This window comes from Enterococcus sp. AZ194 (assembly GCF_051713825.1).
GTDB lineage: Bacteria > Bacillota > Bacilli > Lactobacillales > Enterococcaceae > Enterococcus_K.
This window is the reverse complement of the sequence record NZ_JBIOQR010000001.1, coordinates 2,496,660-2,513,383: the sequence shown is the minus strand read 5'-3', so window position 1 is coordinate 2,513,383 and position 16,724 is coordinate 2,496,660. Positions and strand designations below refer to the sequence as shown.

At 36.5% G+C, this 16,724-nt stretch carries 19 protein-coding genes and 1 riboswitch; of the genes, 9 read left to right on the top strand and 10 right to left on the bottom strand.

Features of this window, described 5'->3' with window-relative positions; genetic code table 11:
- Positions 1-121: 121 nt before the first annotated feature.
- Both yidC and IGI37_RS11780 read right to left on the bottom strand, forming a co-directional pair.
- Positions 122-1,063, bottom strand: a complete 942-nt coding sequence (gene yidC, locus IGI37_RS11785; protein WP_438762149.1) for a membrane protein insertase YidC — start codon at positions 1,061-1,063, stop codon at positions 122-124.
- 136 nt (positions 1,064-1,199) lie between these two features.
- Positions 1,200-1,478 carry an acylphosphatase gene (locus IGI37_RS11780; RefSeq protein ID WP_438763641.1) on the bottom strand — a complete coding sequence of 93 codons (279 nt, stop codon included), beginning with the start codon at positions 1,476-1,478 and terminating at the stop codon, positions 1,200-1,202.
- Positions 1,479-1,638: 160 nt separating this feature from the next.
- Here IGI37_RS11780 and IGI37_RS11775 point away from each other — a divergent pair, with 160 nt between their 5' ends.
- From IGI37_RS11775 to IGI37_RS11765, 3 genes are all read left to right on the top strand, one after another.
- Positions 1,639-2,400 carry a TrmH family RNA methyltransferase gene (locus IGI37_RS11775; RefSeq protein WP_438762147.1) on the top strand — a complete coding sequence of 254 codons (762 nt, stop codon included), beginning with the start codon at positions 1,639-1,641 and terminating at the stop codon, positions 2,398-2,400.
- Between the two features lie 133 nt (positions 2,401-2,533).
- Positions 2,534-3,037: an HD domain-containing protein gene (locus IGI37_RS11770; protein WP_438763640.1), complete on the top strand. Its 504-nt coding sequence runs from the start codon at positions 2,534-2,536 to the stop codon at positions 3,035-3,037.
- A 73-nt stretch (positions 3,038-3,110) separates the two neighbouring features.
- Positions 3,111-3,178, top strand: a riboswitch (Fluoride riboswitch).
- A 54-nt stretch (positions 3,179-3,232) separates the two neighbouring features.
- Positions 3,233-4,501 (top strand): voltage-gated chloride channel family protein, encoded by a 1,269-nt coding sequence (locus IGI37_RS11765; RefSeq protein ID WP_438762146.1) that lies wholly within the window; start codon positions 3,233-3,235, stop codon positions 4,499-4,501.
- An 84-nt stretch (positions 4,502-4,585) separates the two neighbouring features.
- Here the strand turns inward: IGI37_RS11765 and IGI37_RS11760 are convergent, their stop codons facing one another.
- The 3 genes from IGI37_RS11760 to IGI37_RS11750 all read right to left on the bottom strand — a co-directional run bounded on the left by IGI37_RS11760 (position 4,586) and on the right by IGI37_RS11750 (position 7,609).
- The gene (locus tag IGI37_RS11760) at positions 4,586-5,788 is read right to left on the bottom strand and encodes a YdcF family protein (RefSeq protein WP_438762144.1); all 1,203 of its coding nucleotides are present in this window, start codon (positions 5,786-5,788) and stop codon (positions 4,586-4,588) included.
- Between the two features lie 221 nt (positions 5,789-6,009).
- Positions 6,010-7,338 (bottom strand): serine hydrolase, encoded by a 1,329-nt coding sequence (locus IGI37_RS11755; RefSeq protein WP_438762142.1) that lies wholly within the window; start codon positions 7,336-7,338, stop codon positions 6,010-6,012.
- A gap of 133 nt (positions 7,339-7,471) precedes the next feature.
- Positions 7,472-7,609 carry a hypothetical protein gene (locus IGI37_RS11750; protein WP_438762140.1) on the bottom strand — a complete coding sequence of 46 codons (138 nt, stop codon included), beginning with the start codon at positions 7,607-7,609 and terminating at the stop codon, positions 7,472-7,474.
- 443 nt (positions 7,610-8,052) lie between these two features.
- On the opposite strand from IGI37_RS11750, the gene IGI37_RS11745 reads away from it, so the two are divergent.
- Positions 8,053-9,381 (top strand): ISL3 family transposase, encoded by a 1,329-nt coding sequence (locus tag IGI37_RS11745; RefSeq protein WP_438759476.1) that lies wholly within the window; start codon positions 8,053-8,055, stop codon positions 9,379-9,381.
- Positions 9,382-9,460: 79 nt separating this feature from the next.
- Here the strand turns inward: IGI37_RS11745 and IGI37_RS11740 are convergent, their stop codons facing one another.
- From IGI37_RS11740 to IGI37_RS11720, 5 genes are all read right to left on the bottom strand, one after another.
- On the bottom strand, positions 9,461-10,012 hold the full coding sequence (locus IGI37_RS11740) for a GNAT family N-acetyltransferase (protein ID WP_438762138.1): 552 nt from the start codon (positions 10,010-10,012) through the stop codon (positions 9,461-9,463).
- Positions 10,013-10,122: 110 nt separating this feature from the next.
- Positions 10,123-10,422: an isochorismatase family protein gene (locus IGI37_RS11735; protein WP_438763639.1), complete on the bottom strand. Its 300-nt coding sequence runs from the start codon at positions 10,420-10,422 to the stop codon at positions 10,123-10,125.
- Positions 10,350-10,634 carry a hypothetical protein gene (locus IGI37_RS11730; protein WP_438762136.1) on the bottom strand — a complete coding sequence of 95 codons (285 nt, stop codon included), beginning with the start codon at positions 10,632-10,634 and terminating at the stop codon, positions 10,350-10,352. The genes IGI37_RS11735 and IGI37_RS11730 overlap by 73 nt, the downstream gene beginning before the upstream one ends.
- 105 nt (positions 10,635-10,739) lie before the next feature.
- Entirely contained in the window at positions 10,740-10,910 is a 171-nt protein-coding gene (locus IGI37_RS11725) for a hypothetical protein (RefSeq protein ID WP_438762134.1), read from the bottom strand.
- A 261-nt stretch (positions 10,911-11,171) separates the two neighbouring features.
- Positions 11,172-11,522, bottom strand: a complete 351-nt coding sequence (locus IGI37_RS11720) for a hypothetical protein (RefSeq protein WP_438762132.1) — start codon at positions 11,520-11,522, stop codon at positions 11,172-11,174.
- 510 nt (positions 11,523-12,032) lie between these two features.
- Here IGI37_RS11720 and IGI37_RS11715 point away from each other — a divergent pair.
- From IGI37_RS11715 to IGI37_RS11695, 5 genes are all read left to right on the top strand, one after another.
- A complete protein-coding gene (locus tag IGI37_RS11715) occupies positions 12,033-12,632 on the top strand; it encodes a TetR/AcrR family transcriptional regulator (RefSeq protein ID WP_438762131.1) in 600 nt (199 codons plus the stop codon).
- Positions 12,633-12,660: 28 nt separating this feature from the next.
- A complete protein-coding gene (locus IGI37_RS11710; RefSeq protein WP_438762130.1) occupies positions 12,661-13,326 on the top strand; it encodes a hypothetical protein in 666 nt (221 codons plus the stop codon).
- Complete coding sequence (locus tag IGI37_RS11705) at positions 13,323-13,994, top strand: GNAT family N-acetyltransferase (RefSeq protein WP_438762128.1); 672 nt, start codon at positions 13,323-13,325, stop codon at positions 13,992-13,994. Before IGI37_RS11710 ends, IGI37_RS11705 begins: the two co-directional genes overlap by 4 nt.
- Before the next feature lie 501 nt (positions 13,995-14,495).
- Positions 14,496-15,593 (top strand): baeRF6 domain-containing protein, encoded by a 1,098-nt coding sequence (locus tag IGI37_RS11700; RefSeq protein ID WP_438762126.1) that lies wholly within the window; start codon positions 14,496-14,498, stop codon positions 15,591-15,593.
- Positions 15,594-16,114: 521 nt separating this feature from the next.
- A complete protein-coding gene (locus IGI37_RS11695; RefSeq protein ID WP_438762124.1) occupies positions 16,115-16,315 on the top strand; it encodes a cold-shock protein in 201 nt (66 codons plus the stop codon).
- Positions 16,316-16,724 lie beyond the last annotated feature (409 nt).

Here is a 16,724-nt window from a genome sequence, read left to right as displayed (position 1 = left end):
CACAACACATAAAAACGACTATAAATCATTCTTAATTTTGAGACTTTAAGCTCTTAATAGTAAAAGGAGGCTAGGACATAACTTTTCGAGTTGTGTCCTAGCCTCTCAGTGATTCATGTATTTATTTTCTATTTCTTTGTTGTTTGCCTGCATTGCGGCCTTTTCCAGAATGATTGGCATTCTTAGGGGCATTCGCAGCTTTTTTTGTTGTTTGTTTTGGTGTAACATCTTTCATCGGTGTCACAACTTGTTTTGGCGGATTCAAACGGAATTCTTCTGCTACCTGTGCTTTAATTTTTGGTTTCATTAAGACGTTCGTAATGAAGGTTTGTAAACAGCTGAAAATCCCTCCGACTACCCAGTAAAGCGTCACTCCAGCAGGGGAGCTGATTGACATGAATACAATCATTAATGGAGAAACAATCAACATCGTACGCATGGTTTTCTTTTGTTCTTCTGGAATACCAATTGTTGAAATGTATCCTTGAATCAAGTAAGAAATCCCTGCAATAGCGACTAAGACCAGACTCGGTTTACCCAAATCAATAACATTTAAGAAAGTTGATGATTGAATTCCTTCAGTATAACGTGCCGTAAAGTAAAGTGCTGAGAATATTGGCATTTGAATCAGTAACGGTAAACAACCAATCCCACCGGTCATACTCATGCCATTTTCTTTGTAAACCTTTTGTAATTCAGTTTGAGCTTCCATTTGTTCTTCACGTGTTGTTGCTGCTTTTAATTTCGCTTGTGCTGCATCAACTTGTGGTTTTAACATTTGCATTTTTTCTGCTTGGAGCATCGATTTTTTCGATTGACTAATCCCCAATGGTAAAATAATTAGACGCACGATAATGGTCATTACAATAATCGCCCAGCCATATTCCCAGTGGAAATTATCTACTAAGTATGTAATCATACTGCCCATTGGTTTAACTAATGCGCGATAGATTAGTCCATTTGTATCCGGATTTCCATTTTTGTCCATTCGTACACACCCAGATAAAAATAGGGTGATTGTAAGTAGACCAGAGCCTAACAGCCAATTCTTCCATTTATTCATTTGATTCTTCCTCTACATTTAATTTACACAAAAACAACTATACTAGAAAAACGCCTTGCTTTCAATTAGATTCACAGAAAAATCATACAATGTTTCGTTAATTCTCATCATTTTAGCCAAACAAGAACTGACTTTTCTAATAGTAAACAACGTCAAATTTCTTACGCTCTTTTATGGAAGGATCCTTTTCCATGCTAAATTGAGTCACTCGACCACTAGGGCTAGGTGAGGCTTTAATTTTATCGATAAATAACGACATCTTATCCGCTTCACCAATCGCTTCAATTGTAACAGAACCATCTGTTTCATTCTTGACTGTTCCTTTAATGCCAATTTTGTCAGCAACCATCTTCGTCATATAACGAAACCCAACTCCTTGAACACGACCATTCACATTCATCCGAACTTTCTCCATGTCGTCACATCCTCGTTTGTTTTCTTTTATCATATCGAGATTTTCATCCTCTTTCAAGTAAATTATTCCCACAACTTTTCCATTAGAAACTGTTTCAAAAAAACGGGGATTCAAATTAAAATAGAGAATAAACATGCTATAATGAGACGAGGTGAAAATTTTGGACGAAATTTTATCAGTAAAAAATACCCGGATTAAAGAAGTAAAAAAATTGCATAAAAAAAAATACCGCGAAGAAAATCAAGCGTACTTATTAGAAGGCTTTCATTTGATTGAAGAGGCGCTCAAAAATAATAAAGAACTCCAACACATCTATTTAACCCCTAAAGGACGAGAACAGTGGGGGGCATGGTTAGAGAGCCAGACGTCCGCGATTACTTTAGTCAGCGAAGAAGTCATGAAAAGCCTCTCAGATTTACCCACACCACAAGGGATACTAGCAGTCGTTGCTATGGAAAACTTGGCCATTGATAACTGGGCGGGTTCCTGGTTATTGTTAGATAACGTACAAGACCCCGGCAATGTTGGAACTATGGTTCGCACAGCAGATGCTGCTGGACTGACAGGTATTATTCTAGGGGAAGGGACAGCAGATATTTACAGCACCAAAGCGCTAAGAAGTATGCAAGGGAGTAACTTCCATTTGCCGATTGTCTCATTGACTCTTTCTGAGGTCATCAGTCAACTAAACACGCAGGAAATCCCCGTTTATGGTACAGAACTTAACGAATTTGCGGTTTCCTACAAAGAGATCAAACCTAGTCAAAACTTTGCGCTGATTATGGGAAATGAAGGGCAAGGCGTTGACAAGAATTTACTGGAGCAGACCGATAAAAACCTGTACATTCCTATTAAAGGACAAGCCGAATCTCTCAACGTCGGAATTGCGGCGGGTATTTTAATGTACCATTTAGCACTCTAAATGAGTATCATTCTTATTAAGGAACTGTTAAGCTTTGATTACACCGTTCAAAAATCCTAGGATATTTAGAATCACGATGTTATACTATGAACAACTTAATCGGTTAGATAAAAAAAGGTGGCAATCAACGTATATGACAGAAAAATGGCAAAATGATCCAGAATATATGACATATGTAGAAGACTTACTTGCAACTGAAGCCGTACAAAAACTAGCAAATTACACACAACATGTGCATTCTACACGCTTAGATCATTCAATTAGCGTCTCATACAATAGTTATAGATTAGCAAAAAAATGGGGCGGTGACGCACGGGCAACTGCGCGGGCAGGCTTGTTACACGATCTCTTTTATTATGATTGGCGAACAACCAAGTTTGATGAAGGCTCGCATGCTTACATGCATCCAAGGATTGCTGTAAAAAATGCCGAAAAGATTACTGAGCTTTCAGATTTAGAACGTGACATTATCATCAAACATATGTGGGGGGCAACCATTGCACCACCCAAGTATAAAGAAAGTTATATCGTTACAATGGTGGACAAATATTGTGCCATCAAAGAAGCTGCTGAACCCATGACCAAAACAGTTAAATCAAAATGGCGTCAGTACTTTGGCAAAAAACAATCTGTATAAGCTTCAACTAAATCACAGAACGAGCGGAATTCTATTTGAAATTCGACTCGCTCTGTGTTATTCTTTTTTTGACGAATCTATAGGTGATGGTGTTCGCCCTTAACTATTTATCATGGATAAATTAATGACGCCTACTAAAGGGGCGGAGTCTGCCCTTTTAGTAGGCGTCTTTTGTTTGTAGGAGGAAAACTTATTTTGAAAACGCAATACGCAACACATACACGAATCCCTATATATATGGGGAAATGGCTAATTTTAACCGCTCTTCTTGGTCTTTTTATGGGAAGTCTTTCCGCCTTTTTTTTGACTAGCTTGACCTGGGTCACCAATACACGATTGGCTCATCCTTGGCTGCTCTATTTATTACCTGTTAGTGGAGCCTTTTTTGCCTTTCTTTATACGTATTATGGCAAAAATGCCAATCGCGGAAACAACCTAGTCATTGATCAAGGAAATGGTGGCACGGAGAAAATTCCTTTGCGTCTGATTCCGTTGACTCTGTTTGGGACGATTACCACACATCTTTTTGGTGGTTCTGTGGGCCGCGAAGGAACCGCTGTTCAAATGGGTGGAGCAGTCGCTGATAATCTCGGACGTCTCTTTAAATTAAGCGCTGTTGAACGAGAAATTTTGATTGTTAGTGGGATAAGCGCTGGCTTTAGTTCCGTGTTTGGCACGCCTCTTGCAGGAACCCTGTTTGGTTTAGAGGTGTTAGCCATTGGAAAAGTTCGAACAGAAGCATTATTTCCCAGCTTTTTTGCGGCATTCTTTGCAAATCTGGTCACAGGATGGTACGGCGTAGGACACACCCATTATCAAATGGGACCAATCCCAGAATGGTCTATTTTACTTTTTTTCCAATTGCTTTTAGCGGGCATCTTATTTGGCATTATCGGTTGGATCTTCAGCCGTTCGATTGTTTTTATCAAAAAAACTTATGCTAATTGGTTCAAAAATCCTGTCCTCAGAAATTTTATGGGTGGTGCGATTGTTGTTTTGATTGCGATTGTGTTAAACAATCAACGTTACCTAGGCTTGAGTCTACCGCTTTTAACGGATGCCTTTAACGGTGATGCGCATCTTTTTGATTTCATTGGTAAACTGGCTTTTACGGTTCTCTCTTTAGGAGCTGGGTTTCAAGGTGGGGAGGTTACCCCGCTGTTTGAAATTGGTGCGACATTAGGCTCAACTCTTGCTCAACTCTTCCATCTATCCATGCCATTTTTAGCAGGTCTTGGCTTTATCGGCGTCTTTTCAGGAGCCACAAATACACCAATTGCCTGTTTTGTGATGGGTATTGAGTTATTTGGGAGTGAAGCGAGTGTCTATCTCTTTATGATCTCTCTTGTTAGTTTTATGTGTTCTGGTAACAGTGGCATCTATTCTTCTCAACAAGTGATTAAGAAAAAAGGCGAGCTCTTTTTACCTCTAAGAATCATCAAACAAAAAGAGCCCTCAGATTAAATAAACGCTTCATTCATCAGAAAAATCGCAGGAGATTAGGCTTGATTGCCAGAACTCCTGCGATTTTTTTAATTTTTAAACTGATTACCCTGCGACAAGTAAAATACCAGCGAAAAAGACAAACATAGCTGCAATCAGCCCAATAATCACTAGATGTCGTTTTTTATTCATCATAAGAATGGCCACAAATTCACGTAAAAAAGCATTTGGTAGATAATAAAAGGCTGTTTTAGACCCTAAGCCATCGATTTTTAGATTGGCCTGTCTGGCGTAGATACCTGCTCGAAAAATATGGTAATTATTCGATGCAAAAATTGCACGATAGGGTTGAATCGAGCCTCTATCCATGATTTCTTTTGAAAAGCGCATATTTTCTAACGTCGTTGTAGAATTCGTTTCAACCAAAATATCCTCTTCAGGAATCCCTTGGGCCAACGCATAATTTTTCATAGCGATTGCTTCAGGAATTTTCTCATCACTTCCTTGACCACCCGACATAATTAATTTGGATCTCTTCATGGTCGCACGCCTTTGTGCCTTATAAAAAGCAATTGCTTTATCGATGCGTTTGGCTAGCAGAGGCGTTACACGTTCGCCATCAATCAAACCTGCACCCAAAACAATAATATAGTCTTGCTGGTAACGAGGCCGGTTAAATTGATATAACACCGTAACAGTTAGAAAATTATATAGGACCACTAAAAGATACATCAAAACAGTGGGCACAATAAAGGACAGCATCGCGACTGGTTCAGGTAAGTAACGAATAATCACCATGTAAAAAACCAGAGTTAGTGTTAAAAAGACCGCTAAGAATAACGTCAAAAGATTCGCTAACGAGTGGGACTCTTTTCGTAAAACCACCCAACCATTCCAATATAAAAACAGAATCAATGCATAAAGTCCAAACATCAATAAAAGAAAGACTGGAATACCAATCAGTACTAATAGTCCGCCTAAAATAAAGTCGCTTGCTTGGAGCATCAAAACGACCAAGTAACCACCGAAGCTAATGAGAAAGAGATTGAAGAGTAGGCCGTTGATCAGCCGACTTTTCGCTTGGAAATAACTAAATAAAAAAATACCTAGAAAGATTAAGGGAACAGCTAGAAAATAATTGCCATAACCAATACTTAAATAAATGACATACCCAGCTAAATTTAGCGAAGACCAGCCTATAAAATAAAAGAAATACGCGTGATCCGTCTGTCGCTTTCGCCATTGCCAAATTCCTAAAATACCTATCAAGTATATAAGCGCTGCCCCTATATATCTTGAACTATCCATAAACTCAACTCCTTTGTTGTCTATAGTATACCAAACTCACGTAAAAAAAGCCTAGTGGTCTAGCCCATAAACCAGCTTGTTGATAGGCATGCCAATAATATCCTTCGTTTAAAAAGAGGAGGGAGTGGGCGCCACTATTCCATAAAAAAAATCAGTGAGCGCCCCAAACGAGCAACTCACTGATGTTTGATGTTCAAATTATTTGGTTAGATTGGCGATTATTAGAACAGATTAGAGAAGAAGTCTGAAATAGAACGCCAAGCTAATTCAATAAAGTTGGCTTTATCAATGGTGCTATCTATTTTGATATCCGTTTCATGTTTAACTGAGTTGTCAAGATACCCCAATGTATCTTGAATCAGAGAAAGTTCAGCTTTACCAATCACATCACCTTCAGTAATTGGCGCTTCAACGGTTCCATCCACAACTATTTTGTCATCAACGGTAGGGATGATTGTTAATTTATTAGTATCCATATCGTTTCTAACCCACATTTTTATTGGCTCAGCTAGGCTAACAGTAACCGTTTCTTTTTTTCCGTCTTGTACTTTAACCGTCTCTAAATTTGGAATTACAGTACCTTTCTGACTAATTTCTTTTTGCGACCAGTTGTCAAAACTATAATCCATTAACTTACTCGTTTCATCAAACCGAGCACTTGGATTCTTTGAATGATCCGTCGCATTAAGGACGACGGTAATAATTCGTTGTCCATCTTTACTCATGGTTCCCACAAAACAAGCCCCTGCCAACTCCGTAGTTCCTGTTTTTAACCCATCAACGCCTTCTTTTGCGTTAATAAACCCAGGCAACATCCAATTCCAATTCACCATTTCAACAGGATCAGAGGTATTTTCTCCGAACATTTTCGAAGCTATTTTTGTCACATCCAAAATTTCAGGATAATCAAGAATCAGGTGACGTGCGACAATCGCGACATCTCTAGCAGAAAGCTCATTTTCATCTGCTGATGAACTACCTTCATAAATATTTTCGCCAAGGTAAGAGTTATTTAGGCCTGAGCTATTCACCACTTTAGCGTCTTGGATTCCCCAATCTACTAGCTGCTTTTTCATTAAATCAACAAAATTTGGCTCGCTACCTGCGATTTTTTCCGCCAAAGCAACGACTGCGGCATTCGCTGATTGAATCATACTCGCATCAAATAAATCTTTCACTGTATACGTACTTTCTTCATGTAAAGGGACATTAGATAAATCAGGAGTGATACTCAAGTCTGCAGCATATGCTGAGATAGGTACGGTATCTTCCCAAGAAAGATTTCCCTTGTTCACTTCACTTAACACAATGTACATACTGATAATCTTTGTCACAGAGGCAATTCCCATCGGTGAATCCCCCTCTTGATTGTACAAAACCTTACCGCTATTAACATCTATAGAGAAAGCAGCAGCAGCCTTAATTGAAAAAGTCCCACTTTTTTCTGGGGCCGTTTCTTTTGCAAAAACAGAAACATCGGTAAATAATGGCGTACAACATAATAAAAGACTGATTAGTACTAAAAGAAACGGACTTTTTTTTCGGGACATGTGTCATTCTCCTCATATAATAAATTTCTAAGTCTAAAGTGTATCAGAGACTCCACTTAGTTTCAATGATTGATAGAAAACCTTAAGAAAGCCATGAAAAATGGATAGATAAAAAAATGTCAAAAAAAAATCGTCATGGAAGACGATCTCTTTTGGCTTTTTCTGGTACTCTCACTTGTTGACTTTCTTTTTGCATATAATTACTTAACCCATATAAAGAAATTCCTGTTAATAGAACTAACGTTACGACTGTTAATGTATTAATCATCATTTATTCCGCCTCTCATCATTTGTAACGTGGAAGGTAGGATTCGAACCTACACCTTGTGAAGAAGAAAAAATCATCCGATTTCATATCCTACGAACGGAACATCCTTGTTCATCCACCTAATAAACATAGTATACAGGAAAGAAATAAACTTTTACCTAAGGAAAGGTGTAGAATTCGGTAAGTATTTGTGAAGATTTTGCGAACTTTGGAAGCGATTGACTGATTCTACTTTTCTTTCAGAAAGCTATCAGAATCACTTCAGAAAACTAGCGCAGAGACCACAAAAAAAACTGGCACATTCGTCCAGTTTTTTCTTATTGGCTCTATAATATTTGGTGTTGTTACTCAAAAAATGAGTAGGAACTCCAAATTTTTTTATAACAAAAAGCATTTGGTTCCTCTATAATTAAGTCGCCTAAACAAAATATAGAAGGAGAAACCAAATGCCTATAACTAAGATTAACAGAAAAAAACAGGAAAAGACAAGTGAATTGATAAAAAAATTATTAAATATAAAAGATCCAAACCTTTACTTTGTAGAGGACCCCTTATCTAAAGAAACGATCTCCGGCAAGCTATCCAACGTCTTTACCGGTGTACTTACTTATACACCTTCTTGTTGCCCTGCTTGCGGCTCTGTCAATGAAGGACACTGTATTATTCGTCATGCGTATTATGAGAGTCTTATTCAGCTCATTCCGTATCAAGAGGTTCCTACCTACTTACGGTTATTTAAGCAGCGCTTCCGTTGTAAACAATGTACCGCCACTTTTTCTGCCCAGACGACCTATGTTCAGGAAAATTGTTACATTTCGAACCCATTGAAATTCGCTATTGCCATTGATTTGAAGCGGAAAATTTCAATGAAAGATATTGGCGAACGCTATTTTGTCTCTTTTAAAACGGTTGAACGAGTTCTAGACTCTTTTCATAGAGAACCCCGTTTTAACCCTCATTACTTGCCAGCTCATTTATTGATTGACGAGTTTAAAGGAACGAAAGATTGTGAAGGAGCCATGTGTTTTATTGTCAGTGACGCAGATACAGGACAAATTTTTGACATTTTAAGCGACCGAAGAAACTTCAAGCTACGTGCGTATTTTCAGCGTTTTACGCTAAAGGCACGAAAGAAAGTCACCCATATTGTCATGGACATGAATGCTTCTTATAGTAGCTTTGTAAAAGATGTATTTCCTTACGCCAAAATTTCGATTGATCGATTTCATGTGATTCAACAACTGAGTAGAGCTTTTAATAAACAACGAATTCAAACAATGAATCAACTAAAAAAAAGTGATGCCCTTGCCCAAAAGGACTATCGCAAGTTAAAAAAATATTGGCGGACTCTTTTAAAGAAACATAAAAATATCAACTACAGTGCGCTCAAGCAGTTTCCCCTCTTTCAAAAGAGATATGTAACAGAATCAGAGGTTTTGGACCATCTCCTAACCGTGGATTCTGACCTCAGAGAAAGCTATGAAATTTATCAAGAACTCTTAGAAACCTTTGAAACTAAGGATTATGAGGGCTTCTTTACTTGTATCGACCAACTTCCTGCGCAATTGAATAAAGGATTCAAGAAAGCCATTCTCTACCTGCGAAAGCATCGAAAAGCCATTTGTAATGCCTTGATGTACAGCTATTCTAACGGGAAACTAGAAGGAAAAAACAACCTAATCAAAGTAATCAAACGTATTGCCTTTGGATTCCGAACATTTCGCCATCTACGCCTGCGGATTCTAGTCCAACAAGGTCTCTGTGAACTCATTTAAAAAACAAAAAGAGAACACCAAAAGTGTTCTCAATTCTGTGACTTATTTTTAAAACAACACCATTTGACAAAGTGCCTTCTTATTTATGCCAGTCTTCTTTCAAAAGTGCATAGCGGTTCATATCCCGAAGCTCGCCATAGATAGTTACATCTTGACGATCGGTTCCAACCAAAGTAAAACCACTTGATTTGGCCACTTGATTACTTGGTAGATTTTCAGTATCTGCGACAATTGATAGTTTGTTTAATCCCATCTCTTCAAAAGCAATCTCACATACCTTATGGACAGACCTTGTCATAATACCTTTTCCTGTAAACTGTTTTCCTAACATATAACCGATTTCTGCGCGTTTATGTAGTTGACTAATAAAATGTAAATCGATATTCCCAACTATTTGGCCTTCATATTCAATTAAGAATAATCGATCGGTGCCACTCAGTTCATTCGTTAACTTCATTTTGAAATAATTTTCCTCATCCGTAACAGAAAGAGTCGTATCCACAAAATCCAGGTAGGGACGAAGATGATCACGGCTCGAATCGACTACTTGAAAAATTTCATCTGCTAATGAAAGGGTCGGAAAAACAAAGTTAATCTGATCATCAACAACGAGTCGAAATTTATTTTTCATAACAATTCCTCATTTCATTTTAATGGGAATTTTATCAAGGAGTGCGTTGAAAGCCAAACAGTTTTCTATAATTCTTTCATTTCGTTTCAAGCTAGCAATAATTTTCTTCCTTAATCATCTAGAAAAGATACAAATCGTCTATCCCAGATTGATTCATAAAACGAAATCGTTTGACTGGCCGTCATAAATTCCGTCGCATAGGTTGTCGTTGCTCCACGTTTCATAAAAATTTGATAGCCTAGCCCATGAGCAAATTTGACCGTCGCATCAACACAAAATTGCGATTGTGCTCCGCAAATTTCCACAGATGAAACAGATAAACGTTTGAGTAAATTCGCTAGTTCTGTCTGATAAAAGGCATTGGCATGTGTTTTTTCGATAAAATATGCGGGCGTGAGGGTCGTATTAATTTGCGGAATAATCGCCCAAGCGGGGGCCCCGTCATCAACTCTTCATCACAATGCTGAACAAAAATAATCGGGCGTTTCTCGTTCGCATATTGTTCCATTCGTTTATTCACAAGCTCAGTCAATGCTGCTAGGTGATCAATTGTCTGTTCCTCATTAAAACAAACCCCATTTTGTAAATCAATGACCAATAATACGTCTCCCATAGTTTCCATAACATATCTCCGTTTTCTGTTTTCTCAATTGTAGCATAAAAATTAGGGATTCTTAACAAACGGTCAATTAGCTAGCACCAAACATAAATCTGGTCTCTCCCTATTCTAAATACCCTCAACGATAATGCCAATAACCGATCCAGCGGTTGCTTGCGCGATTCTCAAAAGTTTATTTTTTGTTTCCAATACAGAATATAACTCTCGAAAATTCCTTTGAAATGAGTAAATTATAAAAATCAAAATAAGTACTACTAACCCTTTTAATAAAAACATCATTCATTCTCCTCCAATAAGTTCCTATCTTACACTTTAACAATTTTTGTTGATGAGACCATCAGACTTTAGAATGAAAAAAGAAGGGGACTTATGTCGGAAAAAGAGGGGGCAAATGAACATCTCAAACATGTAACACACCTCCTTCCAGTCGCAAGACTGTAGGATAGGCGACAGTTTATTATAGCAGATTTAAGAAAATAAAATCCTACTTAAAAATAAAAAGAAGTATATTGTATATCTAAATTAAATATATTTTACAAACTAATACCATATGATAGGCACATTAAATCTCATAGTGGATTGGAAACCCGTATCCCAACCAAAGTATTCAGAAGAACCCTGCATCCAAATCTCTACACCACTTACATTGGTATCAAGATTTTCTACTATTATAGCATTATTCGATCTTTGTACTTCTAATACTTTGCTTGTGTCATGACTTGGGCGAACCTCAACATCAATTTTTTTAAATTGTGAAGAATACTTAACTGGTTGCTCCAAAATAAATGTTTTAAGCTCCTTACTAACATAAACTGTAGGCAAATCAACGGTATTTCCATACGAATAAAAACTATGAAGATTATTTAAGTTTTCAAGAGGAGTTATATCCACAATATTTGCATACCCTAAATAAATCTTTTTACTATTTTTAAGCGAAGCAAATGGTTTTAAATCAATCAGGTTGTCCCCGCCAAGGCCTAGTGAGCTATATGCCTAGTAACTCTCTAGTGATGTTAAGTAAGATATTGGACGATAATCTAAAATACCTTCTGAAAATTTAAATGAAAATGAACTTTTCTTAAAAACGACTGTTTATGAGAAAGAGAAGATAAAGGATGAAAATCCTGTCACTTTTTAAGTTATTTGGCGTTATTTTATTTGATAAATGGCGCATAATTAACTTTTTTATTTAAGTCAAATACTTTATTCATTACTAGTTTCTGTTATTGAATGCCAACAGCTCCTAAAATGTGATCGTGAATAAGTTGTGATTAACGCCAAATAAAATGAAAGGAACATCCAATGTTCTGATCCTTCTAATTCTTTTTTAGCTACCACCGAATCTTTACAGTGTAAAGATTCGGTGGTATACTTTTATAAAAATATCAAGGAGGTCTTTTTATGAATAGTGAAACCTACCATCATGGCAATCTAAAACAAACACTCATTGAGTCTGGAATTGTGATGATAAATGAGGTTGGTGTAGAATCTCTATCACTTCGAAAAGTGGCAAAAAAATGTGGCGTGAGTAACGCTGCTCCATATGCACATTTTAAAAATAAGGAAATATTTCTAAATGATATACAAAGCTACATAGAAAAACAATTTGTTGACGTATTAAAATCAATTGTGATGGAGCATCATACTCAGTCAGATCTCTTACTTAAAATTGGAGAGGGCTATGTCTTTTTTTTTATCGACAATCCACACTATTACTATTTCTTATTTTCAAGAGAAAATAGTGAACTAAATTTTTCTTTAAAACTCTCAAACGAAAGCTCCATCAAACCATTAGAGTTCTTCAAAAAAATATCATTAGATGTGCTATCCAAAAGCAAGTTATCCCGTGAGGATATTCAAAATAAATTTATAGCTATGTGGTCACTCGTTCACGGATTGGCCAGTATTGCCATTATGCCCAACCAAACATCAGATATTGATTGGAAATCGAAAACCAATGAAATTATCCAATCTATATCAATGCCGTATCATTATGAATAGCACATTATCTAATCACTTAGGAAGGACCATGTTAATGAAAAACCTGTCAAAAAAATATCTAGTATTATCCTTTGTTATTTTTCTTCTTTTTATGTTAGAACTCTTTTCTTTAGGAATTTTAGAGCCCCTTCTTTTCAAGGTCACTTACATTAATTATTCTAATAGCCAGAAAGGGGGGCATTGGATAATGGCAGCTATTTTATGGCTGATTTCTAGTAGTTGTGTTATCGCATATGGTAATCAATTGACTGAAAAAATTAGCTATTTGAGTTATCAGAAATTAGAACAGAAAAACTGGATTATAGTTGGATTTCTCTTAATTATTTGCAAAATCATTACTTTTATTGATTGGCAAACGTTGAAAGTGATTGGTGAGTTTCAAAAAAAAAATAACCTTTATCTTTTCACGACCCAGTATCTCTACTATTTTATTGAAATATTCCTCGTATTGCTCATTGTAATATTTGCTCAAAAAGCATTTGAATTGTGGCAAGGAAAGACATCTACAACTCCTTTTGGCGGCCTATTTTTGGCCCTAACTTGGGGAGCTTTTCATTTTATTTCAACAGGCGGGGATCTGTGGAATGGTTTTTCATGCATGGTCTTTTCGATTATTTGTGGATTCGCCTATCTATATCTAATTAGAAACATCCCTCTGTTTTACTTATTTTTGTGTGTGGGGTATTTATTATGAGTGAGAATCCAAGAAAATTAACTCCTAAAACAGAATTTCGTGCCGCAAAAAAAGAAGAAATACCACAAATTATTGACTTATTTTCAGACGCATTTAAAAATGACCCACTCATGTATATTTTTAACCCTAAAGGAAAAAATCAAAAAATGTTTATACGTAATCTATTTTGTGTAAACACCAGATCCTATTTTCGTAGACATCTATGCTTTGTGACTATCATTGAAAAAGAAATTGTAGCCGCAGTATTAGTTAAAAAGAAAAATGTATCGGAAATAAATTTTTTAGATTATGCTATATCTGGTGGTTGGAAATTAATAGCCAACTTAGGGCTAACACGCTTTATAAAATTCTTATCAATTTATGACACGGCTCAAATTGATTGCAAACAGTTATCCCAAAATGCTTGGTACATAGACACTTTAGCTGTTAGAGTGAATCGACAAGGTGAGGGAATTGGGGAAGAATTTATTCAACAATGTATACTGCCTTATATCAAAAAAAATGGCGGTGGGCTACTAACTCTAATAACTCAAAACGCTAATAACTACGATTTCTACGTCAAAAATGGGTTCATCAATTTTTCAAATAAGACATTAATAAACGATGGGGTTGAAATTCAAAATTATAGCTTTAGTCAATTAATCACAACGAATAATTCTAACGAATAAAAAATTACAAAAACATCAGTCAGTTTGCTTCAAAAATAGATTATTTCAACCGATCAGTTTTCCTGAGTAAGGGGTGGCTCCTATAATGTGATTGTGAACAATTTGTTCGCAATAATATATTAAAGGGGGTGAGGCCAACAACCCATGGCTAGAAAGTAAGAAGACTAGCCGATTAATAAATTTTTTCTTTTACTTAAAAATGAGGACAAAAAAAAACCACCACGACCGTCGCCATGGTGGAAATGAAGGTTGTTATTTACTCTTTGGTAGGAGTAAGTATGAAAAACCAATTCGGGATAATTGGCATAGTAACATTATACAAAATCCTCCTAGATGAATCATGAATAACTGCTAGCGAAATCCTAAATTTTTTATGAGAAAAAACTCATTTTATCTTTTTGTTTGTTTTATTTTTTACAACTCGTATTAGTGTATGGATTTTTTTTAGTGTGGTACACTGGGGATTGTAAAGAGATTTTCAATTTAGGAGGCGTTCATTTTATGACGGAAATCGGTAAAAAAATATTGTCTCAATTGACTGCTACAGATGCAACTGGCCCTTTTGTCACTATTATGTTAAACACGCACGTGGCGCACCAAGAAGTCGAAAAGGATCAGATCAAGTTGAAGAATTTTGCAAAAGAAGCAAAAAGACGCTTTGAGAAAAAATACGTTGGACACGACTGGCTAGCTTTTCAAGAAAAAATTGATGCTCTATTAGCAAGTAAAGAATTTTGGCGAACAAATGCAACAAGTGTCGCAATTATTCTAACAGAAAAAGAAACATCGATTCATCGTTTATCGATTCGTGTAGACGATCAGTATTATGTGAGTGATACACCCTATCTTTTGGCCATCATCAAAAATGCCCAATTTAATTATTCCTATTACTTATTGGGCTTAACTCGCGATAGCATCAAACTTTATCAAGTCGACAATAAACAGGTGACAGAGGTGACACTACCCGACGATGCGCCTATCGATTTGGTCACCGCTCTAGGGGATGAACTGACCGACAACGGGGGTGCCTCAGGAAAAGATGGGCAAAGCTATCATGGGATTAATACGAAAGACGAAGAGGTTGAGATTGACTGGCTTAATTATTATCAAGCCGTTGATACGTACCTAAAGGATTCCTTTACAAATGAAGCGAATCTACCCATTTATTTATATGCACTTCCTGAAAACCAAACACTTTTTAAAAAAGTTGCGAAAAACCCTTATTATCAATCAAACATTGCGATTTCAGCTTCACCTTCGCAGCTCTCGACAAAAGACCTTCATTCAGCTGTCGAAAAAATTACGGATGAGCTAGCCAAAAAAGAGACCCAAAGCTATCAACATTTAATGAACAAAAAATTCCTCGATTCATTGGTTGACTTGGTGCCAGCCGCAAAAGAGGGGAAACTCTCTCATATTTTTATCGCAACCTCAAACTTAGCAGACGGATTTGGAGAAAACCCAGAAACAGAATACGACCGTCGCCAAGTCTTAAATAAACTAGCAGGTGATGTCCTCCAAACAAGTGGACAAGTCTTTGTTTTAGATCAAAAGGATGCTCCTGATGAAAAAAGCTTAGTTGGATTTCTTCGTTATTAAAAGTAATCCACTAAATGGACAAGAGCCTAACCGAAAAAAATCGGTTAGGCTCTTTAATTAAGCATTAAATATTTTATTAGTCTTGTAATAACGACCTACATTATTCATAAATTGGTGTTTCAATTTAACTATTAGTCACTTTTACAAGGTCATCGAAGGTAGTTCGTTTCTCATCTACACAATTTGAACCCATTCCTCTTTCAAATCTATGCGGTTCCATGACCGCGCCTTCAGAGTAGACTTCAATAAAACGAAGTAAAAGGACTTTCACATCTAATTTCTTAATACTTTTTGAGTATAACAGATAGAACGTTCGGTTGCTATCGCTTACTTTAAATTTAATAATTCCTTAAACATAAATTATTCTAAGAAAAGGCTAGCTCGGATTTTTATTCTATGCTATAATAGTGGTGTAGTTTTTGTTCGGTAATATATGGTAGTTTGTTTCATAATAAACATCTTCCACATTCACCATTCAAGTAATTGCAAAATATGTGTTCAACACAAGGAGGATTTTTATTATGGAAACAGGTACAGTAAAATGGTTTAACTCAGACAAAGGTTTTGGTTTCATCACTGCAGAAAACGGAAACGATGTATTCGTTCACTTTTCAGCTATCCAAGGTGACGGCTTCAAAACTCTTGAAGAAGGCCAAGCAGTAACTTTTGATATCGAAGAAGGTCAACGTGGCCCTCAAGCTACTAACGTTAACAAAGCTTAATTAACTTGTAGACTTCTAACTTCTGACAATTCGTTGTCAGAAGTTTTTTTTGCATAAACGATAGGCTCAACCTCTGAATAAAGCCCGATGAATGGCCTCTGTTTTTTATTTATTTTAAAAATCATTCAAAATAAACTTGCATTCTGCCAGCGAACCTTTTATCATAAAGAAGAATAGTTTTAGACTAGTACTTATCAAATGGTCCGAGAGAATCGATTCACGGCTGAGAGATTGATACCCACTTTGGTAAAGAACCTACTAAAATTGACTTGTTGTGAAAACAACACGACACCCATCGTTATCGGGCTTAAGTTGGGTTATCAAATGGATAACCAAGCAAGGTGGTACCGCGAAATTCAATCGTTTCGTCCTTTCATGGACGAGACGATTTTTTTATTTTTAGGAGGGA